Genomic DNA, 23152 nt, shown 5'->3' with positions numbered 1-23152 from the left:
TGGGTCACGTCGTGGTGGGGGCGGGCGAGGGGCCGGTGAGGCCGTGCTCGGCCCGCCACCCGTCGACGATGGCCCGCTGGAGGCCGAACATCTCGGTCTTCTCGCCCGCTTCCTCGTGGTCGTAGCCGAGGAGGTGCAGGACGCCGTGCACGGTCAGCAGCTGGAGCTCCTCGTCCATGGTGTGCCCGGTCGGGGCCTGCTCGGCCTGGCGCGCGGCCACCTCCGGGCACAGCACGACGTCTCCGAGCAGGCCCTGCGGGGGCTCCTCCTCGTCCTTGGCGGGCGGCCGCAGCTCGTCCATGGGGAAGGACATCACGTCGGTCGGGCCGGGGAGGTCCATCCACTGGAGGTGGAGCTGTTCCATCGCGTCGGCGTCCACGACGATGACGGACAGCTCGGAGAGCGGATGGATGCGCATCCGGGTCAGCGCGTAGCGGGCGATGTCGAGGATCGCCCGCTCGTCGACCTCCTGCCCGGACTCGTTGTTCACGTCGATGGACATGTGCGGCTGGTGTCTCCGTCGTCTCGGCCCGCTGCTCGGCTACGCGGCGCCGGTGCGGTCGTCGTAGCGCTCGTAGGCGTCCACGATACGGCCCACCAGCTTGTGCCGGACGACGTCGGTACTGGTCAACCGGGCGAAGTGGACGTCTTCCACGCCGTCGAGGATGTCCTGCACCTGTCGCAGGCCGCTGCGGGTGCCGTTCGGCAGGTCGACCTGGGTGACGTCACCGGTGATGACGATCTTCGAGTCGAAGCCGAGCCGGGTGAGGAACATCTTCATCTGCTCGGGGTTGGTGTTCTGCGCCTCGTCGAGAATGATGAAGGCGTCGTTCAGCGTCCGGCCCCGCATGTACGCCAGCGGTGCGACCTCGATCGTGCCCGCGGCCATCAGGCGCGGGATGGAGTCGGGGTCGAGCATGTCGTGCAGGGCGTCGTAGAGCGGGCGCAGGTAGGGGTCGATCTTCTCGTAGAGCGTGCCCGGCAGGAAGCCGAGCCGCTCGCCCGCCTCGACCGCGGGCCGGGTCAGGATGATCCGGTTGACCTGCTTGGACTGGAGCGCCTGCACCGCCTTGGCCATGGCCAGGTACGTCTTGCCGGTGCCCGCCGGACCGATGCCGAAGACCACGGTGTGCTGGTCTATCGCGTCCACGTAGCGCTTCTGGTTGAGCGTCTTGGGACGGATCGTGCGGCCGCGGTTGGAGAGGATGTTCTGGGTGAGCACCTGGGCCGGTGTCTCGTTCCCCGTGCCCTCCTCGCGGAGCATGGCGATCGAGCGCTCGACGGCGTCCTCCGTCATCGGCTGGCCGGTGCGCAGGACGAGCATCATCTCGTCGAACAGGCGCTGGACGAGGGCGACCTCGGCCGGGTCGCCGGTGGCGCTGATCTCATTGCCCCGCACGTGGATGTCGGTGCGGGGGAACGCGTCCTCGATCACGCGCAGGAGGGAGTCGCCGGAACCGAGCACGGTCACCATCGGGTGCTTGGCGGGAACGGCGAAGCGGGCTTGTGCCTGGGTGGTGGATGTCTGCGTCATGGGCCGGCTCTGGGCCTTGCTCATCCCTCTCCGTAGCTGCGGTGGCTGGAGCTACCAGGGTACGCCGCCGCGCCGACACGCCCGAAGAGTTTTCCCGCAACTCCCCGCCGGGGCCCGCTCCCGGCTACGCGCCGCGGAAGCCGATCGTGGGGACGGCCCGGCGCCGCGGTGCCGGGCGGGTGCCGTCCGCGAGCAGGTTCCGCAGGAACCGGTAGCGGCACAGGGCCGCCGGGTCCTGCGGCGGGCAGGCGTGGACCCGGTGGCACCAGGCGGCGATCTCCGGCCACCCCGGCGCCGACAGCGAACCGCCGAAGTGCTGGACGGACAGCGAGGCGGTGAGCCCGGCGAAGGCCAGCCGGTCGGCGAGCGGCCACGCCGCGAGCGAGGCCATGACGAAACCGGCGACGAACACGTCACCGGCGCCCGTCGGGTCCAGCGCGGCCACCTCGACGCCCGGCACCTCCGCCGTCTCCCCGGTGCCGCCGTCGGCCGCGTACGCGCCCTCGGGGCCCAGGGTGACCACGGCGAGCGGCACGTGCTCGGCCAGCGCGCGGGCGGCGGCGCGCGGGCAGGGGGTGCGGGTGTAGCGCATGGCCTCCTCGGCGTTCGGCAGGAACGCCTCGCAGTGCGCCAGGTCCGGCAGGGCGGCCAGGTCCCATCTGCCGCTGTCGTCCCATCCCACGTCGGCGAAGACGCGGCTGCCCCGGCGCGCGGCGCGGCCGATCCACTCCTGCCGCTCGCCGGGCACGAGCGAGGCGACGGCGGCGCGGGCGCGGGGCGGGTCGTCCGGGTCCGGCGTGACGGGCGGCGGCGCCTCGTGGCCGTGCGAGATCATCGTCCGCTCGCCCTCGTACGCCATGGAGACGGTGACCGGCGAGTGCCAGCCCGGTACCGTCCGCGACAGGGAGAGGTCCACGCCCTCGCCGTGCGCGAGCACGTCCCAGCAGTAGGTGCCGTACATGTCGTCGCCGAAGGCGGACGACAGGGTGGTGCGCAGGCCGAGCCGGGCCAGCGCGGTGGCCATGTTCGCCACGCCCCCCGGGCTGGACCCCATGCCCCGGGCCCAGGACTCGGTGCCGCGCACCGGCGCGGAGTCCAGGCCGGTGAAGATGAGGTCGAGGAAGACGGTCCCGGTCAGATACACGTCGCAGGCCGGGTCCTGCGGGGTCCGCACGGCGGCGAGTGGATCGAACATGCCGACAGTGTGCCGGACGGTCGGTACGGTCCGTGTCATGCGACTTTCAATTCTCGGTGGAGGCGGCTTCCGGGTGCCGCTGGTATACGGCGCGCTGGCCGGCGGCGGCGTGTCGGAGGTGACGCTGTACGACACCGACCCGCTGCGGGTGGGCGTCATCCGCTCGGTGCTGGCCGGGCAGGGCGCGGGCGGCCCCGCGGTGCGCGTGGCGCATGACCTGGACGACGCCCTACGCGGCGCGGACTTCGTCTTCTCCGCGATCCGCGTCGGCGGCACGGCCGGGCGGGTGCGCGACGAGCGCACGGCGCTGGCCGAGGGGCTGCTCGGCCAGGAGACCACCGGCGCCGGCGGGGTGCTGTACGGGCTGCGCACGGTCCCGGTGGCGCTGCGGATCGCGGAGCGGGTGCGCGCGGTGGCGCCCGACGCGTGGGTCATCAACTTCAGCAACCCGGCCGGGATGGTCACCGAGGCGATGGCGGAGGTGCTGGGCGGACGGGTCATCGGCATCTGCGACTCCCCGGTCGGGCTGGTCCGCCGGGCGGCCCGCGCGGCGGGCGCCGACCCGGACGCCGTCCGCTACGACTACCTGGGCCTGAACCACCTGGGCTGGCTGCGCTCGCTGACGCTGGACGGCACCGAGCTGCTGCCGGGCCTGCTGGCCGACCCGGCGGCGCTGGCCTCCTTCGAGGAGGGGCGGCTGTTCGGCGCCACGTGGCTGCGGGCGCTCGGCGCGCTGCCGAACGAGTACCTGCACTACTACTACTTCCGCCGCGAGACGCTCCGGTCCGCGCGGGCGGCGGACGAGACGCGCGGGGAGTTCCTGGCCCGGCAGCAGGACGCGTTCTTCACCCGGGCCGCGCGGGAACCGGAGGCGGCGTACGCGCTGTGGGAGGCCACCCGGCGGGAGCGCGAGGAGACCTACCTCGCCGACGGCCGGGCGGCGTCCGGCGGCTGGCAGCGGGACGCCTGCGACCTCGACGGCGGCGGCTACGAGCGGGTGGCGCTCGCCCTGATGCGCGCCGTCGCGCGGGACGAGCCCGCCCGGCTCGTCCTCAACGTGCGCAACGGCGGCACGGTGGCGGCGCTGCCGCCCGACGCGGTGATCGAGACGGTGTGCGAGGTGGACGGCGCCGGGGCGCGCCCGCTGCCCGCCGCGCCGCCGGGAGACGCGGAGCTGGGGCTGATGTTGCAGGTCAAGGCCGTGGAACGGGCGGTCGTCGAGGCGGCCCGCACGGGCTCGCGCACGGCGGCGCTGCGGGCGCTGGCCCTGCACCCGCTGGTGGACTCGCCCGCGGTGGCGGCCCGCGTCCTCGCCCGCGCCGGGCTGGAGCCGGGCGCCGGGCGGGACTGACGCGGCCGGGCGGCGGGGCGCCGGCGGCGGCTCACGGCCCGGCGGGGCGGGCGGCTCACGGCCGGGGAGCCGGGCGCGTCACGGGAGCCGGGCTCACGGCCCGGCGGGGCGCCGGGGCGGGACGGGGACGCGCAGGAGGTCGCGGGCGACGGTGAGCCCGCCCTCGTACCCCGCCGCGCGGGCCTGCTCCGCGAAGACGTCCGGGTCCCCGTAGCGCTGCGAGAAGTGGGTCAGCACCAGGTGCCGCACGCCGGACTCGGCGGCCACCCGCCCGGCCTGCCCCGCCGTGAGGTGCCCGTGCTCGCGGGCGAGGGCGGCGTCCCCGTCGGTGAACGTCGACTCGATGACCAGCAGGTCGCACCCCTCGGCCAGCGCCCACACCCCGTCGCACAGCCGGGTGTCCATGACGAAGGCGAACCGCTGGCCGGGGCGGTGCTCGCTGACGTCCGCGAGCCGCACGCCGCGCAGCCCGCCCTCCCGCTGGAGGCGCCCGACGTCGGGCCCGGCGATGCCCGCCGCCGCGAGCCGTCCGGGCAGCATGCGGCGTCCGTCGGGCTCGGTGAGCCGGTACCCGAAGGACTCCACCGGGTGCGAGAGCCGCCGCGCCGAGAGCGTGTAGGCGGGCGTGGCGGCGAGCACTCCGTCGGCCGCGACCGGTTCCTCCCGCAGCGCGACCGTCTCGCGGTAGGCGGTCGCGTAGCGCAGCCGGTCGAAGAACCGCTGCCCGCTCGCCGGGTAGTGCGCGGTGACCGGATGCGGCACCCGGTCGAGGTTGACGCGCTGGATCACCCCGGCGAGGCCGAGCGCGTGGTCGCCGTGGAAGTGCGTGACGCACAGCCGGTTCAGGTCGTGCGCGGCGACCCCGGCGCGCAGCATCTGCCGCTGCGTGCCCTCGCCGGGGTCGAAGAGGAAGCCCTCGCCGTCCCAGCGCAGCACGTACCCGTTGTGGTTGCGGTGGCGGGTGGGGACCTGGCTGGCGGTGCCGAGGACGACGAGTTCGCGTACGGACACGGGCGTCTGGGGTGCCGTCAGCCGGGCGGCCACTGCAGGCCGCGGCCGGCCAGCACGTGGGCGTGCGCGTGGAAGACGGTCTGGCCCGCGCCCGACCCGGTGTTGAACACCACCCGGTAGGACTCCGCGCCCTCCCCCTCCGCGACCCGGCCCGCCTCCCGCAGCACGTCCGCGGCCACCTCGGGGGCGGCGGCGGCGAGCGCGGCGGCGTCGGGGTGGTGCAGCTTGGGGATCACCAGGACGTGTGTGGGCGCCTGGGGGTTGATGTCCCGGAACGCGACGGTCGTCTCCGTCTCGCGGACGACGGTCGCCGGCACCTCACCCGCGACGATCTTGCAGAACAGGCAGTCCGCCTGCGGTTCTCCAGCCATGCGGGGATGCTACCGGCAGCCCGTCCCCGTCAGCCCCACCGGCCGGTGCGGCCCAGCAGCAGCGCGGCGGCGGCCGTCCCGGCGGTGGAGGTGCGCAGCACCGTGGGACCCAGCCGGTGCGGGTGCGCGCCGGCGTCCGCGAAGGCGGCCAGCTCCTCCGGGCTGACGCCGCCCTCGGGGCCGACGACCAGCACGACGTCCCCCCCGGCGGGCAGCTCCGCGCGGGCCAGCGGCCGTCCGCCCTCCTCGTGCAGGACGGCGGCGAAGGACGCGGCGGCCAGCAGCGGCAGGAGCTGCCGCGTGGTGACCGGCTCGGTGACCTCCGGGAAGCGCAGCCGCCGCGCCTGCTTGCCCGCCTCCCGGGCCGTGCTGCGCCACTTGGCGAGCGCCTTGGCCGCCCGCTCGCCCCGCCACTGGGTGACGCAGCGCGCCGCCGCCCAGGGCACGACGGCGTCGACCCCCGTCTCCGTCATGGTCTCGACGGCCAGCTCGCCCCGGTCGCCCTTGGGGAGCGCCTGCACGACGGTGACGGACGGGCGTGGCGGCGGCTCGGTGCGCAGCTCGCGCACGTCCACCTCCAGGCGGTCCTTGCCGGTGGCGGCCGTGACGGTGCCGAGCCCCCCGCGCCCCGCGCCGTCGGTCAGCACGACCTCCTCCCCGGCGCGCAGCCGCCGCACGGAGACGGCGTGCCGCCCCTCCGGGCCGTCCACCACGACGGGGCCGGTGCCCAGCCGTGCGGGATCGACGACGAAGACGGGGGCGGTCATCGGGCACTTCCGGTCATCGGGCGCTTTCCTCCGGGCGGGCCGAACCGCCGCCCCCCATCGGCGCCTGCGCGAGGGGATGCTCGTGCGGGGCGCTCACCGGGGGCGGCGCGGGCGGTGTCACCTGCCGTTCCAGGCGTCCTTCAACCGGGAGAACAGCCCCTGCTGGCCGGGCTGGAACTGGCCCGTGGGCCGCTCCTCGCCGCGCAGCTTGGCGAGCTTGCGCAGCAGCTCCTCCTGCTCGGGCTCCAGCTTGCTGGGCGTGGTCACCTCGACGTGCACGATGAGGTCGCCGCGCCCGTTGCCGCGCAGGTGGGTGACGCCGCGCCCGTGCAGCGGGATCGACTGCCCCGACTGGGTGCCCGGCCTGATGTCCACGTCCTCGACGCCGTCCAGCGTCTCCAGCGGGCACTGGGTGCCCAGCGCCGCCGCCGTCATCGGGATGGTGACGGTGCAGTGCAGGTCGTCGCCGCGCCGCTGGAAGACCTGGTGCTGGGCCTCGCGGATCTCGACGTACAGGTCACCGGCCGGGCCGCCGCCCGGGCCGACCTCACCCTCGCCCGCGAGCTGGATGCGGGTGCCGTTGTCCACGCCCGCCGGGATCTTCACGGTGAGGCTGCGGCGCGAGCGCACCCGCCCGTCTCCCGCGCACTCGGGGCAGGGCGTGGGCACGACCGTGCCGAAGCCCTGGCACTGCGGGCAGGGCCGCGACGTCATGACCTGGCCCAGGAAGGACCGGGTGACCTGGGAGACCTCGCCCCGGCCGCGGCACATGTCGCAGGTCTGCGCCGAGGTGCCGGGGGCCGCGCCCTCGCCGCTGCACGGGGTGCAGACGGTCGCGGTGTCGACCTGGATCTCCTTGGTGGTGCCGAACGCGGCCTCCTCCAGGGTGATCTCCAGACGGATCATGGCGTCCTGCCCGCGCCGGGTGCGCGAGCGCGGCCCGCGCTGCGCGGAGGCGCCGAAGAAGGCGTCCATGATGTCGGAGAAGTTGCCGAAGCCCCCGGCGCCGAAACCGCCGGACGCGCCGCCCGCCGGGTCACCGCCCAGGTCGTACATCTGCTTCTTCTGCGGGTCCGACAGGACCTCGTAAGCGGTGTTGATCTCCTTGAACCGCTCCTGGGTCTTCGGGTCCGGGTTCACGTCCGGGTGCAGCTCGCGCGCCAGCCGGCGGAACGCCTTCTTGATCTCGTCCTGCGAAGCGTCGCGCTGCACGCCCAGGATCGCGTAGTAGTCCGTGGCCACTTAAGACTCCGCGAGAAACTGTCCGACGTAACGTGCCACTGCGCGTACCGCTCCCATCGTTCCGGGGTAGTCCATGCGGGTCGGTCCGACCACGCCGAGCTTGGCGACCGCCTGGTCGCCGGAACCGTAACCGACCGAGACCACGGACGTGGAATTGAGACCCTCGTGCTCGTTCTCGTGCCCGATGCGGACCATGACCCCGGGGTCGGTGGCCTCACCGAGCAGTTTGAGCAGCACGACCTGCTCTTCCAGCGCCTCCAGCACCGGCCGGATCATCACCGGGAAGTCGTTCCCGAAGCGGGTGAGATTGGCCGTGCCGCCGATCACCAGCCGCTCCTCCGTCTCCTCCACCAGCGTCTCCAGCAGCGTCGCCACCACGGCGGAGACGGCGCCGCGGTCCTCCGCGTCGAAGGACTCCGCGAGGTCCTGCACGAGCTGCGGGACCGCCGTGAAGCGCTGGCCGGCGACCCGGCTGTTCAGCCGCGCGCGCAGGTCGGCCACCGCGCTCTCCCCCACCGGCCCCGGGCAGTCCACCATGCGCTGCTCGACGCGGCCGGTGTCGGTGATCAGCACCAGCATCACCCGGGCCGGGGCCAGCGCCAGCAGCTCCACGTGCCGCACCGTGGACCGGGTCAGCGACGGGTACTGCACGACGGCGACCTGCCGGGTGAGCTGCGCCAGCAGCCGCACCGTGCGGCCCACGACGTCGTCCAGGTCGACGGCGCCGTCCAGGAAGTGCGTGATCGCCCGGCGCTCGGGGACCGACAGCGGCTTGACGCCCGCGAGCCGGTCCACGAACAGCCGGTAGCCCTTGTCCGTGGGGATGCGCCCCGCACTGGTGTGCGGCTGGGCGATGTACCCCTCGTCCTCCAGGGCCGCCATGTCGTTGCGCACGGTCGCCGGGGAGACGTTGAGGCTGTGCCGCTCGGTGAGCGCCTTGGACCCCACGGGCTCCTCGGTGCCCACGTAGTCCTGGACGATCGCGCGCAGGACCTTGAGTCGGCGTTCGCTGAGCATGGCTGCGCACCTCCCGTCCGGCCGTGACCGCCTGCTTCCCGTCTTGGCACTCCGCGTGTTCGAGTGCCAACGTGTCCGGGCCAGTGTACGGCCGGGCCCTACGGGCGGGGCAAGGCGGCCGCACGGCGGCCGTGGCGGGAGTCGCACGGCGGCCGTGGCGGGAGTCGCGCCGGGGGCGCCGCAGGGGCGGGTGCCACGGGCGCGGCCGGGGCGGGACACCGGGGGCGCCGCCGTGCCGGGGGCGCTAGCGTCGCCCCATGACCGGTGAGTGGGAGCAGCCGGCCCCCGGCGTCGTACGCCGCAGGCTGCCGGGCTGGGACGAGACGGTCGGTGCCGTACGCGGCGCCGAGGGCGTACTGGTGGTGGACACCGGCGCCTCGCTGCGCGACGGCGCCGCGCTGCGCCTGGAGGTCCGGGAGCGGTTCGGGCTCCCGGTCACGCACGTGGCGCTCACGCACCCGCACTTCGACCACGTCTTCGGCACCGCCGCGTTCGCCGGGGCCGAGGTCTACGGCGCCGTCGGCACGGCGGACCTGTTCCCCCGCGCGGCGGAGGAGCTGCGCGCCGACGCGGTGCGGCACGGAATGGACCCGGAGCGCGCCGCGCAGGCGGCGGACGTCCTGCTCGCCCCGCGCCACCAGGTCTCCGGCGAACTGACGCTGGACCTCGGCGGGGGACGCCGGGTGATGCTGGCCAACGTCGGCCCCGGCCACACCGGGCACGACCTCGCCGTGCTGGTGCCGGGCGATCCGGAGGTCGTCTTCTGCGGCGACCTGGTGGAGGAGTCCGGCGCGCCCCAGGCCGGGCCCGACGCGCACCCCGCACACTGGCCCGCCGCGCTGGACCGGCTGCTGGCGCTGGGCGGCGAGGACGCCGTCTACGTCCCCGGGCACGGCGCGCTCGTCGACGCCGCCTTCGTCCGCCGCCAGCGCGACGCACTGGCCCGCCGCCACCGGTGAGACGGGACGGGCCCGGTGCCAACGCGCCGCGCGGGAGGGCGTCCCCCGCCGGGGCCGCACGGCACAATGGCCGCATGCGCAGCGGTCATGACAGGTACGCGGGCGTGGACTTCACCGCGCCCTGGAAGCGGCAGGCTCCCGCCCCCGAGGTCCCGGCGGACCCCGGCCTCGTCGTCGAGGAGGCCACGACCGGCTTCTGCGGCGCGGTCGTCCGCTGGGAGAAGACGGCGCAGGGCCCCACCGTCACCCTGGAGGACCGCTTCGGCAAACACCGCGTCTTCCCGATGGAGCCGCGCGGTTTCCTGCTGGAGGGCCGCCCCGCCACCCTCGTCCCGCCCCGCGCGGCGTCCCGCCCGGAGAGGGCCGCGCCCCGGCGGACGGCCTCCGGGTCCCTCGCCGTGCCCGGCGCGCGCGCCCGGGTCGCCCGCGCCGGGCGGATCTACGTCGAGGGCCGCCACGACGCCGAACTCGTCGAGCGGGTGTGGGGCGACGACCTGCGCATCGAGGGCGTCGTCGTGGAGTACCTGGCGGGCGTGGACGACCTGCCCGCCGTCGTCGAGGCGTTCGGCCCCACCCCGGACGCCCGGCTCGGCGTCCTCGTGGACCACCTCGTGCCGGGGTCCAAGGAGTCCCGCATCGCGGCACGGGTCAGCGGCGAGGACGTCCTCGTCGTCGGCCACCCCTTCGTGGACGTGTGGGCGGCCGTCAAGCCCGCGTCCGTCGGCATCGGGCGCTGGCCGGAGGTGCCGCGCGGCCAGGACTGGAAGACGGGCGTGTGCCGCGCGCTCGGCTGGCCGGAGAACACCGGCGCCGCCTGGCAGCGCATCCTGGGCTCGGTGCGCTCCTACCGCGACCTGGAGCCGGAGCTGCTCGGCCCGGTGGAGCGGCTCATCGACCACGTCACCGTGGGCGGCCCCACGGGGTGAACCCGGGCGGCGCCCGGCCCGGGACCGTCCGCGCGGGCGATCACGGACAATGGACGCATGCCCTCCGCACTCCCCGACGGCGAGCCCGTGCCCGAGGACGGCGCGCTGCCCGCGTCCGCCCTGGCCGGGAGCGCCGGCCGCCCTCTCGGCTTCTACCTGCACGTCCCCTACTGCGCGACGCGCTGCGGCTACTGCGACTTCAACACGTACACCGCCAGCGAGCTGCGCGGGTCCGGCGGCACCCTGGCCACCCGGGAGAACTACGCGGCCACGCTCGCCGACGAGGTGCGGCTCGCCCGGAAGGTGCTGGGCGACGACCCGCGCCCGGTGCGGACGGTGTTCGTCGGCGGCGGCACGCCCACCCTGCTGCCCGCCGCCGACCTGGGCCGCATGCTCGCCGCCGTCCGGGAGGAGTTCGGACTCGCGGACGACGCCGAGGTCACCACCGAGGCCAACCCGGAGTCCGTCGACGCGGCGTACCTGGCGGAGCTGCGGGCGGCCGGATTCACCCGCGTCTCCTTCGGCATGCAGAGCGCCCGCGCCCACGTGCTGCGGGTGCTGGAGCGCACCCACACCCCGGGCCGCCCCGAGGAGTGCGTCGCCGAGGCGCGCGCCGCGGGCTTCGAGCACGTCAACCTGGACCTGATCTACGGCACGCCCGGCGAGAGCGACGACGACTGGCGCGCGACCCTGGACGCCGCGGTCGGCGCCGGACCCGACCACGTCTCGGCGTACGCGCTCATCGTGGAGGAGGGCACCCGGCTGGCCCGGCGCGTGCGGCGCGGCGAGGTGCCGATGACCGACGACGACGTCCACGCCGACCGGTACCTCATCGCGGAGGAGACGCTGCGGGCGGCGGGCTTCTCCTGGTACGAGGTCTCCAACTGGACCCGTCAGGAGGCCGGGCGCTGCCGCCACAACGAGCTGTACTGGACGGGCGCCGACTGGTGGGGCGCGGGTCCCGGCGCGCACAGCCACGTCGGCGGGGTGCGCTGGTGGAACGTGAAGCACCCGGGCGGCTACGCGCAGGCGCTGGCGGCCGGCCGCTCCCCCGGCGCGGGCCGGGAGGTGCTGAGCGCCGAGGACCGGCGCGTCGAGCGCGTCCTGCTGGAACTGCGCCTGGCCGACGGCTGCCCGCTGGACCTGCTGGCCCCCGCCGGAGCGGCGGCGGCGCGGCGGGCGCTCGCGGACGGGCTGCTGCGCCCGGAGCCGTACGCGGCGGGCCGGGCCGCGCTCACCCTGCGCGGACGGCTCCTGGCGGACGCCGTGGTGCGGGACCTCGTCGACTGAGGTCCCGGCCGCCGCCGCTCCCCGGACGCTCGGGCCGCCCCGGGCGCTCGGGCCCTCCGGGACCTTCGGGCCGTTCCGGGCGTCCCGGCGGCGGCGCGTGGCCCACGCGAGAAGCCCCGCCGCCCTCCGGGGGAAGCGGAGGCGGCGGGGCTTCTTCCGTGCGCTGTGGGCGCCGCACCCGCGTGGCGAACGCAGGCCGCGTGCGGCGCTGTGGGCTGCTCGGCCGAGCAGCGGGTGCCCGGTGTGCACCGGGCCGCCCGGAGGACGGGGGCGGGGCGGCTGATGAGAGGGCAGCCGCCGGGTCCGACACGGAACCGTCCGGGCGAGTGGGGCCGCGTCGCTTCAGCGGCCCCGGGGGATCACTTCTGCAGCGAGGAGACCTGCTGGGCCAGCGCCGACTTCTTGTTGGCGGCGTTGTTCTTGTGCAGGACGCCCTTGCTGACGGCCTTGTCCAGCTTGCGGCCGGCGACGCGGGCGGCCTCGGTGGCCTTCTCGCCCTCACCGGCGGCGACGGCCTCGCGCACGCGGCGGATGGCGGTCTTCAGCTCGGACTTGACCGCCTTGTTGCGCTGGCGGGCCTTCTCGTTGGTCTTGATCCGCTTGATCTGGGACTTGATGTTCGCCACGAAGGAGCCTTTTCAGGATCGGAGATGCTGGTTTCCGTGCACCCGGCGCGGCCTGTGAGAGGGCAGGCACCGGCACGAGGCACAGTGGCCCACACTACCAGCCGGGCGAGCGGCCGCCCTAATCCGTGGGGCCGCGGCCATCCGTGGGACGATGGGGGCGACGTACCGACCCGCAGCCATGACCCCGACAGGACCCCGCGTGCCCGCGACCCCCTCGAACGTGCCCGCGCCGCGTCGCACCGACCCGGCGCTGATTCGCAATTTCTGCATCATCGCGCACATCGACCACGGCAAGTCCACGCTCGCCGACCGGATGCTCCAGCTGACCGGTGTCGTCGAACAGCGCCAGATGCGCGCCCAGTACCTCGACCGCATGGACATCGAGCGTGAGCGCGGCATCACCATCAAGTCCCAGGCGGTCCGGATGCCCTGGGCGCCCGGCCCCGGAGACGGGGCGGGCCCCGCGCACATCCTGAACATGATCGACACCCCCGGCCACGTGGACTTCACCTACGAGGTCTCCCGCTCGCTGGCCGCCTGCGAGGGGTGCATCCTCCTGGTGGACGCGGCGCAGGGCATCGAGGCGCAGACCCTCGCCAACCTCTACCTGGCGATGGAGAACGACCTCACGATCATCCCGGTGCTCAACAAGATCGACCTCCCGGCGGCCCAGCCGGAGAAGTTCGCCGCGGAGCTGGCGCACCTGATCGGCTGCGACCCCGGCGACGTGCTGCGCGTCTCCGCCAAGACCGGTGAGGGCGTGGAGGCGCTGCTGGACGAGGTCGTCCGGCTGGTGCCCGCGCCCGTGGGCGAGGCGGACTCCCCGGCCCGCGCCATGATCTTCGACTCCGTCTACGACTCCTACCGGGGCGTCGTGACCTACGTGAAGGTCGTGGACGGCACGCTCGGCAAGCGCGAACGCATCCGCATGATGTCCACCGGCGCGACGCACGAGCTGCTGGAGATCGGCACCAACTCGCCGGAGATGACGGCCGCCGACGGACTCGGCGTCGGTGAGGTCGGCTACCTGATCACCGGCGTGAAGGACGTCCGCCAGTCCAAGGTGGGCGACACCATCACCCAGTTGCACAAGGGCGCCACCCAGGCACTGGCCGGGTACAAGGACCCCAAGCCGATGGTGTTCTCCGGCCTCTACCCGCTGGACGGCTCGGACTACCCTGAGCTGCGCGACGCCCTGGACAAGCTCCAGCTCAACGACGCCGCCCTGGTGTACGAGCCGGAGACGTCGGCGGCGCTCGGCTTCGGCTTCCGCGTCGGCTTCCTCGGCCTGCTCCACCTGGAGGTCATCCGGGAACGGCTGGAGCGGGAGTTCGGGCTCGACCTCATCGCCACCGCGCCCAACGTGGTGTACCGGGTCGTCATGGAGGACCACACCGAGCACGTCGTCACCAACCCGAGCGAGTTCCCCACCGGCAAGATCGCCGAGGTGCACGAACCCGTGGTGCGGGCCACGCTGCTGGCCCCCAGCGAGTTCATCGGCGCGATCATGGAGCTGTGCCAGACGCGGCGCGGGAACCTCCAGGGCATGGACTACCTCTCCGAGGACCGCGTGGAGCTGCGCTACACGCTGCCGCTCGCGGAGATCGTCTTCGACTTCTTCGACGCGCTGAAGTCCAAGACCCGCGGCTACGCCTCGCTCGACTACGAGCCCACCGGCGAGCAGAGCGCGGACCTGGTGAAGGTGGACATCCTGCTGCACGGCGACAAGGTGGACGCGTTCTCCGCCATCGTGCACAAGGACAAGGCATACGCGTACGGCGTCCGCATGGCCGGGAAGCTGCGCGAGCTGATCCCGCGCCAGCAGTTCGAGGTGCCGATCCAGGCGGCCGTCGGCTCCCGCGTCATCGCCCGCGAGACCGTCCGCGCCATCCGCAAGGACGTGCTCGCCAAGTGCTACGGCGGTGACATCTCCCGGAAGCGGAAGCTGCTGGAGAAGCAGAAGGAGGGCAAGAAGCGGATGAAGGTCGTGGGCCGCGTCGAGGTCCCGCAGGAGGCGTTCATCGCCGCCCTCTCCAGCGACGACAGCGGCGACGCGAAGGCCAAGAAGTAGGCCCCGCCCGCCCGCACCACGGGCCCGGACCCCGCACGGGGTCCGGGCCCGTGCGCGTCCCCAGCCGCCGCGCGGGACGGCGGCGCCGTCCCGGCGAAAAGCCCGGTTCCGGCGTGTCCCGCGTGCCGCCTTCCCGTTGCACACGGCGATGAGCACGGCACGTGCGACACCGACGGCGGAGGAGTCACACATGGGGAACCACAAGGCGGGCGGCCGGTACGGCGCAACAGTGCGGGCACTGGCCGCCGCCGCTCTGGCCTCGGGCGCGGCCGGAGCGGCGGCGGCCCCGGCCGCGGCCGAGGAGCCCGCGTCCGGTGACCCGTTGTGCGCCCTGCTCACCGGGACGGACGCGGGCGGCGACGCCGCCACGGTGGACCTCGGCGAGCGGCAGCCCACCTACGACGTCGGGGTCGGCGGTGTCACACGGCAGATCTGCCCCGCGCAGGAACCCGGCGCGGCCGCGCGGAGCGACACGGCCGTGCGGCCCGGCGCGGCCGGGAACGGCCGTCCGCTGCTCGGCGGGCTGCCGCCGGGCTGAACCGCCGCACCCCGCCCACCAGGCCCCGCGCCAGGTCCCCGTCCGACGACTGACCGGTAACGAAACCATTGCCGCGACCACAGCCCCTTACGCCGGGGGCGCGCGGCGCTTAGTCTGACGAACGCCTCAGTTACTCGTGAGTCACCCCCCAGCAACACAGCGGGCTCGGAGGATGTCGTGAGCGACACGCAGTCCCAGATCGAGAATCGCCCGCCCTCCGTGGCGGCCCTGTTCCTCGACCGCATCGAAGCCACTCCGGACGGTGAGGCGTATCGCTATCCCGTGCCCCCGGCGTCCGGTTCCGGGCCCGACGAGTGGCGGTCGTACTCGTGGGGCGAGGCGGCGCAGCGGGTGTTCGCGGTCGCGGCCGGTCTGATGGACCTCGGCATCGAGCCGGAGCAGCGGGTGGCCATCGCCTCCAGCACCCGGGTCGACTGGATCCTGGTCGACCTCGGCATCCTGTGCGCCGGCGCCGCCACCACCACCGTCTACCCCAGCACCAACGCCGAGGAGACGGCGTACATCCTCGCCGACTCCGACAGCCGGGTGCTGGTCGCCGAGGACGCGACGCAGCTCGCCAAGGCCCGCGAGCAGCGCGCGGAGCTGCCGCAGCTCAGGCACGTCGTCGTCATCGACCCGGCCGGGCAGCCCGTCACCGACCCGGCGGACCCGGACGGCTGGGTGCTGACGCTGGACGAGCTGGTGGAGCGCGGCCAGAAGTATCTGGAGAAGCATCCGGACGCCGTCAAGGACACGGTCGCCACGCTGCGCGCCGAACAGCTCGCCACGCTCATCTACACCTCCGGCACCACCGGCAAGCCCAAGGGCGTGCGGCTGCCGCACGACTGCTGGTCCTACATGGCCAAGGCCATCGCCGCGCAGGGCCTGACCCTCCCCGAGGACGTGCAGTACCTGTGGCTGCCGCTGGCGCACGTCTTCGGCAAGGTGCTGACCGCGGGCCAGATCGAGCTGGGTCACGTGACCGCCGTGGACGGCCGGGTGGAGAAGATCATCGAGAACCTGCCGGTCGTCAGACCGACGTACATGGCGACGGTGCCGCGCATCTTCGAGAAGGTCTACAACGGCATCGCGGCCAAGGCACGGGCCTCCGGCGGCGCCAAGTACAAGATCTTCCTGTGGGCGGCCGACGTGGCCCGCGAGTACGCCAAGGTCACCCAGGACAACCTGCGCCGCACCGGTACGGCCTCCGCCCCCGCGGGGCTGCGGATCAAGCACGCCGTGGCCGACAAGCTCGTCTACGCCAAGCTGCGCGAGGCGTTCGGCGGCCGCCTGCGCGGCTGCATCTGCGGCTCGGCCGCCCTCGCCCCCGAGATCGGCTACTTCTTCTCCGGCGCGGGCATCCCCGTCCTGGAGGGCTACGGCCTGACGGAGTCCGGGGCGGCCAGCTTCTGCAACCCCGCCGAGGCGAACCGCACCGGAACCGTCGGCAAGCCGCTGCCCGGCTGCGAGGTGCGCATCGCCGAGGACGGCGAGGTCATGATGCGCGGTCCCGGCATCATGCAGGGTTACCACAACCTGCCGGAGAAGACCGCCGAGGTCCTGGAGCCGGACGGCTGGTTCCACACCGGTGACATCGGCGAGCTGTCCGACGACGGCTACCTGCGGATCACCGACCGCAAGAAGGACATGTTCAAGACGTCCGGCGGGAAGTACGTCGCCCCGGCCGAGGTCGAGGGCCGGTTCAAGGCGCTCTGCCCGTTCGTGTCGTCGATCCTGGTGCACGGCGCCGACCGGAACTTCTGCACCGCCCTCATCGCCCTGGACGAGCCGTCCATCATGGGCTGGGCCCAGGACAACGGCATGGCGGGCCAGAGCTACACCGACGTCGTGGCGTCCCCGCGGGTGCGCGAGCTGATCGGCGGCTACGTGGACCAGCTCAACGCGAACCTCCAGCGCTGGCAGACGGTCAAGCAGTTCCGCGTCCTGCCCCGCGACCTGGACATCGAGCACGGCGAGCTGACCCCGAGCCTGAAGCTGAAGCGTCCGGTGGTGGAGCGGGAGTTCGGGCACCTGCTGGAGGAGATGTACGCGGGCACCCGCGAGAAGTGACGGGGCGGGGCCCCGCCCGGCGGCCTCCCGGCGGGCGGGCCCCGTCTCCCGCGTACCGGTCCCGCCGGGGCCCCGGCAGCGCTGCGGGGCCCGACCGGACGCGCGGGGTCAGTCCCGTTCCAGCCAGCCGTCGTGGGCGGCCGCCAGCTCGTCCAGCGCGGCCGGATCGCAGCGGGCGTCCGGGTCCTCCAGCACGACGAGCCACTGGGCGTCCTCGGCGTCGTCCTCGCCCGCGAGCGCGTCCCGCACGAGCTGCGGCTCCTGCGGCAGCCCCAGCCGCTCGGCCAGTTCCCCGGCCACCTCTTCCGCGCTGTCCCGGTCGGGCAGCACCAGCACGTGTCGTCCCTCGTTCACCGGGCCATTGTGCCGCCCCGCCGCGTCCCGCCCGCGCCGGGGCGGCCAGGGCTGTGCGGCCCGGGCTGTGCGGCCCGGGCTGTGCGGCCCCGGGTGTCCGAGCGGCGTGGGATGCTGTGGGCGATGCCCCCGAAAGCCAAGAAGCCCGCCCAGGAGAGCCCGCTCGCGCCGCTCAGCCTCCTCGTCGGCCAGGAGGAACTGCTGGTCGACCGCGCGGTGCGGCAGATCACCGACGCCGTCCGCGCCGAGGACGCGGACACCGACGTACGGGATCTGGCCCCCGGTGATCTGCAACCCGGCACGCTCGCGGAGCTGACCAGCCCCTCGCTGTTCGCGGAACGCAAAGTCGTGGTGGTCCGCCAGGCGCAGGACCTCTCCGCCGACACCGTCAAGGACGTCAAGGCGTACCTCGCCGCGCCCGTCGAGGAGGTCGTCATCGTCCTCGCGCACGCGGGCGGCGCCAAGGGGAAGGCGCTGCTGGAGGCCGCGCGCAAGGCCGGGGCCCGCGAGGTGGCCTGCGCGAAGCTGACGAAACCGGCCGAACGGCTGGCGTTCGTGCGCGCCGAGTTCCGCACGGCGGGCCGCTCGGCCACCCCGGAGGCGTGCCAGGCCCTCGTGGACGCCATCGGCAGCGACCTGCGCGAACTGGCCTCCGCCTGCTCCCAGCTCACGGCGGACGTCGAGGGCACCATCGACGAGGCCGTGGTGGGCCGCTACTACACGGGGCGCGCCGAGGCGTCCAGCTTCGCCGTCGCCGACCGGGCCGTGGAGGGCCGCGCGGCCGAGGCCCTGGAGACGCTGCGCTGGGCGCTGTCCACGGGCGTCGCGCCCGTGCTCGTCACCAGCGCGCTCGCCCAGGGCGTGCGGGCGATCGGCAGGCTGGCCTCGGCGCCCGGCGGGATGCGCCCCGCCGACCTGGCCCGCGAGCTGGGCATGCCGCCGTGGAAGGTGGACCGGGTGCGCCAGCAGATGCGCGGCTGGAGCGCGGACGGGGTGTCGGTGGCCCTGCGGGCGGTGGCCGAGGCGGACGCGGCGGTGAAGGGCGGCGGGTACGACCCGGCCTACGCCCTGGAGAAGGCCGTCGTGACGATCGCACGGGCCGCCCGCTCACGCTGACCCGGCCCGCACCGTCCACCGCCACAGAACCGTGCTGGTCGGTGCGCACGACGGCGGCCCCGGCGTCGCGCAGTGCGGCGAGGGTCGACGGGGCGGGATGGCCGTAGTCGTTGCCCGCGCCGCAGGAGACGACCGCCAGACGCGGGGCGAGGCGGGCCAGCAGCGGGGGGTGCTGGTAGGCGGAACCGTGGTGGGCGACCTTCAGCACGTCCACGCCCGGCAGCCGGGGGTGCCGGGCCAGCAGCCTGCGCTGCGCCTCCGGCTCCAGGTCGCCGGGCAGGAAGACGGTCAGGCTCCCGGTGCGCAGGAGCAGCGTGACGCTGGTGTCGTTCGTCCGCAGTCCGCGCGCCTCGCCCGGCGGCCACAGCACCTCCCAGCTGATCTCCGGGGCGAGGCGGCGCCGCTCCCCCGCCCGCGCCACGAGCAGCGGCACGCGAGCCCCGGCGGCGGTCCGCCGCACGAACGCGGCCTGGCCGCCGCCGTCCGGCCCGTCCCGCCCGCGCGTCCGGGGCGGCGGTGCCGTCGTCTGGACGGCGCCGACCGACCGGCCGCGCAGCACGCCCGGCAGTCCGCGTACGTGGTCGGCGTGGAAGTGGGTGAGGAGGACGAGCGGGACGCGGTCGACGCCCAGGCGGCGCAGGCAGGCGTCCATGACGTCCGGGTCCGGCCCGGTGTCCACGACGAGGGCGGTGCCCGGCCCGGCGGCCAGCGCCAGCCCGTCGCCCTGGCCCACGTCGCAGACCGCCAGCCGCCAGCCCGGTGACGGCCAGCCGGTCACGAACCGGGTGAACGGCGCGGGGCGGAGCAGGGCCAGCACGAGGAGGAGGGCTCCGGCGCAGGCCAGCCACGGCCGGGTGAGCGCCCGGCGGACGGCGGCGAGCACGGCGACCGTGGCGGCGGCCAGCAGCGCGGCGCCGTCCCAGCCGTCCGGCCAGCCCAGCTCCGCTCCGGGCAGGGCGGCGCCGGTGCGGGCGACGGCGGCGATCCAGCGGGCGGGCCAGCTCGCCAGCCACAGCAGCGCCACGGCCACCGGCGGCACGACGGGGGCGGCCACCAGCGCCGCCCACCCCAGCACCGTGACCGGGGCGAGGGCCAGCTCGGCGAGCAGGTTGCACGGGATGCCCACGAGGCTGACCCGGGCCGCGAACACGGCCACCACCGGTGCGCACACGGCCTGCGTGGCGGCGGCGACGGCCAGCCCCTCGGCGAGCCGCCCCGGCACGCCCCGGCGCCGCAGCACCAGGCTCCAGCGCGGAGCGAGGGTCAGCAGCGCGCCGGTGGCCAGCACCGAGAGCAGGAAGCCGAAGGACCGGGCCAGCACCGGGTCGTACAGGACGAGCAGCAGCACGGCGGCGGCCAGCGCGGGGAGCAGTGACCTGCGCCGCCCGGTGGCGATGGCCAGCAGGGCGAGGCCGCCGCAGACGGCCGCCCGCAGCACGCTCGGGCCCGGTCTGCACACGACGACGAAGGCCAGCACGAGCCCGCAGCCCAGCACCGCCGTGGTGCGCAGCGGCACCCCCAGCCGCCCGGCCAGCCCGCCGCGCTCGGCCCGGGACGCGGTGCCCGGTGCGCCGATGAGCACGGCGAGGACGACGGCGAGCTGGCTGCCGCTGACGACGATCATGTGCGTCATGTCGGCGGCCTCCACCGCCCGTTCCAGATCCGGCGGGATGCGGGAGGCGTCCCCGATCACGAGGGCGGGCAGCAGCGCCCGCGCGTCGCCGGGCAGCCCGTCGCTCGCGGTGCGCAGATCGGCGCGCAGCCGCCCGGCGAGCCGGTGGACGGTGCCCGGGCCCCCCGTCACCCGGGGCGGGCCGTCGTCCAGCGCCCGCAGGACGGCGGTGAGTTCGCCGCCCCGTGCGGAGACCGGCTGCGCCACCCGGGCCGCAAGGCGCAGCCGGGTGGACGGCAGCAGCTCCAGCCAGCGGCCGGGGCGCGCGGCGACGGTGACGACGAGGACGGGGCTGTCCACCGCGGTGACACGGCCGTCCGGAGTGGTGACGGCCGTGGCGTCCGCGGTCACCAGGACCGCGCGGGGTGCCCCGTCGGTGCGGGGCCGGGCGAGCCGGGGGTCACCGGTGAGGGTGAGGTCCACGGTGGCCCTGCCCTGTCCGGCGGCCAGCACGGGCAGCGGTCCGCCGCGCACCGCGGCGGTGTGCAGGCCCGCGACGGCGGACCCGGCGGCGGCGCACAGCAGCACCAGCGCCGCGGTGCGGGCCACCGCCCGGCCGGAGGCGGACGGCCGTCGCCGCCGCGGCTCCGGGCGTTCCCGCCGGTGGTGGCGGCCGGCGCGGCGCTCCGGGCGTCGGGCGGGGAGGAGCAGCACGCAGGTGGCGAGGAGGCAGGCGCCCGCACCGGCCGCCACGAGGCCGCCGTCCGCACCCAGGGCGAGTGCCGCACCGGCCCAGGCCGCCAGAGCGGGCGGGACGAGCCGGAGGTCCGGCGGGCCCTCCTGGCGGGGGTGCGCGGCGCCCAGCCGGTGTCCGGAGGCGGCGTGCACGGGGGCGCGCGGCCGGGCTGCCGGGGAGGCGGCGGGAGGGTTCACGGCGTGACCCGGGGGGCGAGGTCGGCGAACCGGGACTCGCCGATGCCGCGTACGTCGCGCAGGTCGTCCACCGAGCGGAAGCCGCCGTGCCGGGTGCGGTGTTCCACGATCTGCCGCGCCAGCACCGGGCCGATGCCGGGCAGGGTGTCGAGCTGTTCGACGGTGGCGGTGTTGAGGCTGACGACGGCGGAGCCACCCCCGGCCGCCGTCCCGCCAGGCGGCGCGGGACCGGCCGGAACGGGTGTGGGGGTGACGCCCACGACGATGTGCTCGCCGTCCGCGAGCACGCGGGCCCGGTTGAGCCCGGCCGTGTCCGTGCCGGGCCGTACGCCGCCCGCCGCCGCGAGGGCGTCGGCCACCCGCGCGCCCGCCCTGAGCCGGTGCACGCCGGGTTCGCGCACCGTCCCCGCGACGTCCACCAGCACGTGGCCGCTCTCCGCCGCCGGGGACGGCCCGGCCGGCGGCTCCGGCCCCGTGGACGGCGGCGGCTGCGCGGTGGGGCCGGGGCCGGTGGCTTCCGGCACGGGGACCGGTGCGGGGCGCCCCGACCACAGTTCGTAGGCCCCGAACCCGGCGGCGAGGAGGAGGACGAGCAGCAGCGCGGCCAGGGCGCGCGGCTCCACGGCGCAGCGGGACTGGAGCCACAGGGGCAGCCGCTCCCGCACGGCGAGCCACCTCGCCCCCGCACGCCCGGCCCCGCCCCCGCCCCCGGCTCCAGCCCCGGCACCGGGGCCGGGCTCGGTACCGGGGGCGGGCTCGGTACCGGGGTCCTCAGAGGGCCCGCCCCCGCCGCGGCCGTCCCCCTCCCGCACGGGACCGCCCCTGGCGCGTTCCCGCTCCCGCTGCTCCGCGCGGCTGTGCCGGACCGCCGCGCGGGCGGCCGCGATGGCCTCCGCCCGGGGCAGTGGCACGGCGGCCGGGGCGGCCAGGGCAGCCGGGACAGCCGGAGCGGCCGGAGCGGGACGGGGAACGGGCCGGGGCGGGGCGGGCGCCTGCGGCCAGGGCAGCGGCAACGGGTCGGCGCCAGCCGGCGCCTTGGGGACCAGCCGGGCGGCGCGCGCCCGCACCCCGGCGCGCCGGTCCTCGGCCCGCAGCGCGGTACGGCGCCGCCCGCCGGGGCGCGGACGCCCCGGGCGGCCCGGCCCCCTCGTCTCGGACAGTGAGCGGGAAGTCATGCGGTGACCCTAGGGACGATCACCGCAGACCGGTCGGCACCGCCTGACTCCCGTGGAGAACCACCGTCCTGTGGATAACTCCGTCACCCTCGCGGGTACTTCTCGCCCCCGGCGGCCGGACGGGTCAGTGGGGTGGCCGGTCAGGTCAGTGGGGTGAGACGACCGTGGCCAGGAGGCCGGGGCCGGTGTGGGCGCCGATGACCGCGCCGATCTCCCCCACGTGCAGGTCCGCCAGCCCCGGCACCCGGGCGCTGAGCCGGTCGGCGAGCTGCTCCGCCCGCTGCCCGGCGGCCAGGTGGTGCACGGCTATGTCCACCGGCCCCTCCCCGGCCCGCGTGACGGCCAGTTCCTCCAGGCGGGCGATGGCCCGGCTGGCCGTCCGCACCTTCTCCAGCGGGCCGATCCGCCCGTCGGCCAGCTCCAGCAGCGGTTTGACGGCCAGGGCGGAGCCGAGCAGCGCCTGCGCCGCCCCGATCCGGCCGCCCCGGCGCAGGTGGTCCAGGGTGTCGACGTAGAAGAACGCGGACGTGCCCCCGGCCCGCTTCTCCGCGGCGGCCACCGCGTCGTCCGGGCCCCCGCCCGCCGCGGCCGCCGAGGCGGCGGCCAGGACGCAGTAGCCGAGCGCCATCGCGATCATGCCGGAGTCCACGACCCGCACCGGCACCGGCGCCTGCGCCGCGGCGAGCACGGCCGCGTCGTACGTGCCGGAGAACTCCGCCGACAGGTGCAGCGAGACGATGCCGTCCGCCCCGGCGTCGGCCGCGGCGCGGTAGGCGGCGGCGAAGGTCTCGGGGCTGGGCCGCGACGTCGTCACCGGGCGGTGCCGGCGCAGCGCCTCGGCCAGCGACCGCGCGGAGATCTCGGTGCCCTCCTCCAGCGGCTGCCCGTCCACGACCACGGTCAGCGGCACCGAGGTGATGCCGTACCGGCGCAGGGCGTCCTGCGGCAGGCAGGCCGTGGAGTCGGTGATGATCGAGACGTGACGGGCCATGGC

The 23152-nt window shown here is 75.5% G+C and carries 20 protein-coding genes and 1 pseudogene; 8 read left to right on the top strand and 13 right to left on the bottom strand.

Going from position 1 to position 23152, the window contains the following annotated elements; genetic code table 11:
- Positions 1-4: 4 nt before the first annotated feature.
- From ybeY to V1J52_RS09535, 3 genes are all read right to left on the bottom strand, one after another.
- Positions 5-502, bottom strand: a complete 498-nt coding sequence (gene ybeY, locus V1J52_RS09545) for an rRNA maturation RNase YbeY (RefSeq protein WP_330139218.1) — start codon at positions 500-502, stop codon at positions 5-7.
- 39 nt (positions 503-541) lie between these two features.
- Positions 542-1534 (bottom strand): PhoH family protein, encoded by a 993-nt coding sequence (locus tag V1J52_RS09540; RefSeq protein ID WP_330139217.1) that lies wholly within the window; start codon positions 1532-1534, stop codon positions 542-544.
- 124 nt (positions 1535-1658) lie between these two features.
- Entirely contained in the window at positions 1659-2729 is a 1071-nt protein-coding gene (locus V1J52_RS09535; RefSeq protein ID WP_330139216.1) for a carbohydrate kinase family protein, read from the bottom strand.
- Positions 2730-2766: 37 nt separating this feature from the next.
- On the opposite strand from V1J52_RS09535, the gene V1J52_RS09530 reads away from it, so the two are divergent.
- Positions 2767-4080: a family 4 glycosyl hydrolase gene (locus tag V1J52_RS09530; protein ID WP_330139215.1), complete on the top strand. Its 1314-nt coding sequence runs from the start codon at positions 2767-2769 to the stop codon at positions 4078-4080.
- A gap of 93 nt (positions 4081-4173) precedes the next feature.
- Here V1J52_RS09530 and V1J52_RS09525 read toward each other — a convergent pair whose 3' ends face one another.
- The 5 genes from V1J52_RS09525 to hrcA all read right to left on the bottom strand — a co-directional run bounded on the left by V1J52_RS09525 (position 4174) and on the right by hrcA (position 8488).
- Positions 4174-5091 (bottom strand): ribonuclease Z, encoded by a 918-nt coding sequence (locus V1J52_RS09525; RefSeq protein WP_330139214.1) that lies wholly within the window; start codon positions 5089-5091, stop codon positions 4174-4176.
- Positions 5092-5108: 17 nt separating this feature from the next.
- Positions 5109-5462 (bottom strand): histidine triad nucleotide-binding protein, encoded by a 354-nt coding sequence (locus V1J52_RS09520; protein WP_330139213.1) that lies wholly within the window; start codon positions 5460-5462, stop codon positions 5109-5111.
- A 29-nt stretch (positions 5463-5491) separates the two neighbouring features.
- The gene (locus tag V1J52_RS09515) at positions 5492-6229 is read right to left on the bottom strand and encodes a 16S rRNA (uracil(1498)-N(3))-methyltransferase (RefSeq protein WP_330139212.1); all 738 of its coding nucleotides are present in this window, start codon (positions 6227-6229) and stop codon (positions 5492-5494) included.
- Positions 6230-6346: 117 nt separating this feature from the next.
- Positions 6347-7471, bottom strand: a complete 1125-nt coding sequence (dnaJ, locus tag V1J52_RS09510) for a molecular chaperone DnaJ (protein ID WP_330139211.1) — start codon at positions 7469-7471, stop codon at positions 6347-6349.
- Positions 7472-8488: a heat-inducible transcriptional repressor HrcA gene (hrcA, locus tag V1J52_RS09505; RefSeq protein ID WP_330139210.1), complete on the bottom strand. Its 1017-nt coding sequence runs from the start codon at positions 8486-8488 to the stop codon at positions 7472-7474.
- 257 nt (positions 8489-8745) lie between these two features.
- On the opposite strand from hrcA, the gene V1J52_RS09500 reads away from it, so the two are divergent.
- The 3 genes from V1J52_RS09500 (at position 8746) to hemW (ending at position 11663) form a co-directional block, all read left to right on the top strand.
- Positions 8746-9447, top strand: coding sequence for an MBL fold metallo-hydrolase (locus V1J52_RS09500; RefSeq protein WP_330139209.1), 702 nt, complete (start codon positions 8746-8748; stop codon positions 9445-9447).
- 74 nt (positions 9448-9521) lie between these two features.
- A complete protein-coding gene (locus tag V1J52_RS09495) occupies positions 9522-10373 on the top strand; it encodes a DUF3097 domain-containing protein (RefSeq protein ID WP_330139208.1) in 852 nt (283 codons plus the stop codon).
- A gap of 57 nt (positions 10374-10430) precedes the next feature.
- Positions 10431-11663: a radical SAM family heme chaperone HemW gene (gene hemW, locus V1J52_RS09490; RefSeq protein ID WP_330139207.1), complete on the top strand. Its 1233-nt coding sequence runs from the start codon at positions 10431-10433 to the stop codon at positions 11661-11663.
- Positions 11664-12022: 359 nt separating this feature from the next.
- On the opposite strand, the gene rpsT is transcribed toward hemW, so the two are convergent.
- The gene (gene rpsT / locus V1J52_RS09485; RefSeq protein WP_330139206.1) at positions 12023-12289 is read right to left on the bottom strand and encodes a 30S ribosomal protein S20; all 267 of its coding nucleotides are present in this window, start codon (positions 12287-12289) and stop codon (positions 12023-12025) included.
- A 199-nt stretch (positions 12290-12488) separates the two neighbouring features.
- Here rpsT and lepA point away from each other — a divergent pair, with 199 nt between their 5' ends.
- From lepA to V1J52_RS09470, 3 genes are all read left to right on the top strand, one after another.
- Complete coding sequence (lepA, locus tag V1J52_RS09480; protein ID WP_330139205.1) at positions 12489-14360, top strand: translation elongation factor 4; 1872 nt, start codon at positions 12489-12491, stop codon at positions 14358-14360.
- 190 nt (positions 14361-14550) lie between these two features.
- Positions 14551-14898 (top strand): hypothetical protein, encoded by a 348-nt coding sequence (locus V1J52_RS09475; RefSeq protein WP_330139204.1) that lies wholly within the window; start codon positions 14551-14553, stop codon positions 14896-14898.
- Between the two features lie 177 nt (positions 14899-15075).
- Positions 15076-16968 (top strand): AMP-dependent synthetase/ligase, encoded by a 1893-nt coding sequence (locus tag V1J52_RS09470; protein WP_330139203.1) that lies wholly within the window; start codon positions 15076-15078, stop codon positions 16966-16968.
- 108 nt (positions 16969-17076) lie between these two features.
- Here V1J52_RS09470 and V1J52_RS09465 read toward each other — a convergent pair whose 3' ends face one another.
- Complete coding sequence (locus V1J52_RS09465) at positions 17077-17322, bottom strand: hypothetical protein (RefSeq protein WP_330139202.1); 246 nt, start codon at positions 17320-17322, stop codon at positions 17077-17079.
- A 123-nt stretch (positions 17323-17445) separates the two neighbouring features.
- Here V1J52_RS09465 and holA point away from each other — a divergent pair, with 123 nt between their 5' ends.
- Complete coding sequence (gene holA, locus V1J52_RS09460; RefSeq protein WP_330139201.1) at positions 17446-18438, top strand: DNA polymerase III subunit delta; 993 nt, start codon at positions 17446-17448, stop codon at positions 18436-18438.
- A gap of 1 nt (position 18439) precedes the next feature.
- Here the strand turns inward: holA and V1J52_RS09455 are convergent.
- The 3 genes and pseudogenes from V1J52_RS09455 to V1J52_RS09445 all read right to left on the bottom strand — a co-directional run.
- Positions 18440-20983, bottom strand: a pseudogene (locus V1J52_RS09455) (ComEC/Rec2 family competence protein); the annotation flags it as partial.
- Entirely contained in the window at positions 20980-22158 is a 1179-nt protein-coding gene (locus V1J52_RS09450; RefSeq protein WP_330139200.1) for a ComEA family DNA-binding protein, read from the bottom strand. The pseudogene V1J52_RS09455 and the gene V1J52_RS09450, both read right to left, overlap by 4 nt.
- A 145-nt stretch (positions 22159-22303) precedes the next feature.
- Entirely contained in the window at positions 22304-23149 is an 846-nt protein-coding gene (locus tag V1J52_RS09445; protein ID WP_330139199.1) for a DegV family protein, read from the bottom strand.
- Positions 23150-23152: the final 3 nt, after the last annotated feature.

The sequence above is a fragment of the Streptomyces solitudinis genome, assembly GCF_036323765.1.
Classification (GTDB): Bacteria; Actinomycetota; Actinomycetes; order Streptomycetales; family Streptomycetaceae; genus Streptomyces.
The sequence above is the reverse complement of the archived record's forward strand: the minus strand, read 5'-3'. Positions and strand labels throughout refer to the sequence as shown.

Bases quoted from the DNA above. Each gene is read 5' to 3' on its own strand.
- V1J52_RS09515 (WP_330139212.1), bottom strand. From the start codon at position 6,229: ATGACCGCCCCCGTCTTCGTCGTCGATCCCGCACGGCTGGGCACCGGC.
- V1J52_RS09445 (WP_330139199.1), bottom strand. From the start codon at position 23,149: ATGGCCCGTCACGTCTCGATCATCACCGACTCCACGGCCTGCCTGCCG.
- V1J52_RS09520 (WP_330139213.1), bottom strand. From the start codon at position 5,462: ATGGCTGGAGAACCGCAGGCGGACTGCCTGTTCTGCAAGATCGTCGCG.
- V1J52_RS09495 (WP_330139208.1), top strand. From the start codon at position 9,522: ATGCGCAGCGGTCATGACAGGTACGCGGGCGTGGACTTCACCGCGCCC.
- V1J52_RS09475 (WP_330139204.1), top strand. From the start codon at position 14,551: ATGGGGAACCACAAGGCGGGCGGCCGGTACGGCGCAACAGTGCGGGCA.
- hemW (WP_330139207.1), top strand. From the start codon at position 10,431: ATGCCCTCCGCACTCCCCGACGGCGAGCCCGTGCCCGAGGACGGCGCG.
- V1J52_RS09450 (WP_330139200.1), bottom strand. From the start codon at position 22,158: ATGACTTCCCGCTCACTGTCCGAGACGAGGGGGCCGGGCCGCCCGGGG.
- V1J52_RS09540 (WP_330139217.1), bottom strand. From the start codon at position 1,534: ATGACGCAGACATCCACCACCCAGGCACAAGCCCGCTTCGCCGTTCCC.
- hrcA (WP_330139210.1), bottom strand. From the start codon at position 8,488: ATGCTCAGCGAACGCCGACTCAAGGTCCTGCGCGCGATCGTCCAGGAC.
- holA (WP_330139201.1), top strand. From the start codon at position 17,446: ATGCCCCCGAAAGCCAAGAAGCCCGCCCAGGAGAGCCCGCTCGCGCCG.
- ybeY (WP_330139218.1), bottom strand. From the start codon at position 502: ATGTCCATCGACGTGAACAACGAGTCCGGGCAGGAGGTCGACGAGCGG.
- V1J52_RS09535 (WP_330139216.1), bottom strand. From the start codon at position 2,729: ATGTTCGATCCACTCGCCGCCGTGCGGACCCCGCAGGACCCGGCCTGC.
- V1J52_RS09500 (WP_330139209.1), top strand. From the start codon at position 8,746: ATGACCGGTGAGTGGGAGCAGCCGGCCCCCGGCGTCGTACGCCGCAGG.
- V1J52_RS09530 (WP_330139215.1), top strand. From the start codon at position 2,767: ATGCGACTTTCAATTCTCGGTGGAGGCGGCTTCCGGGTGCCGCTGGTA.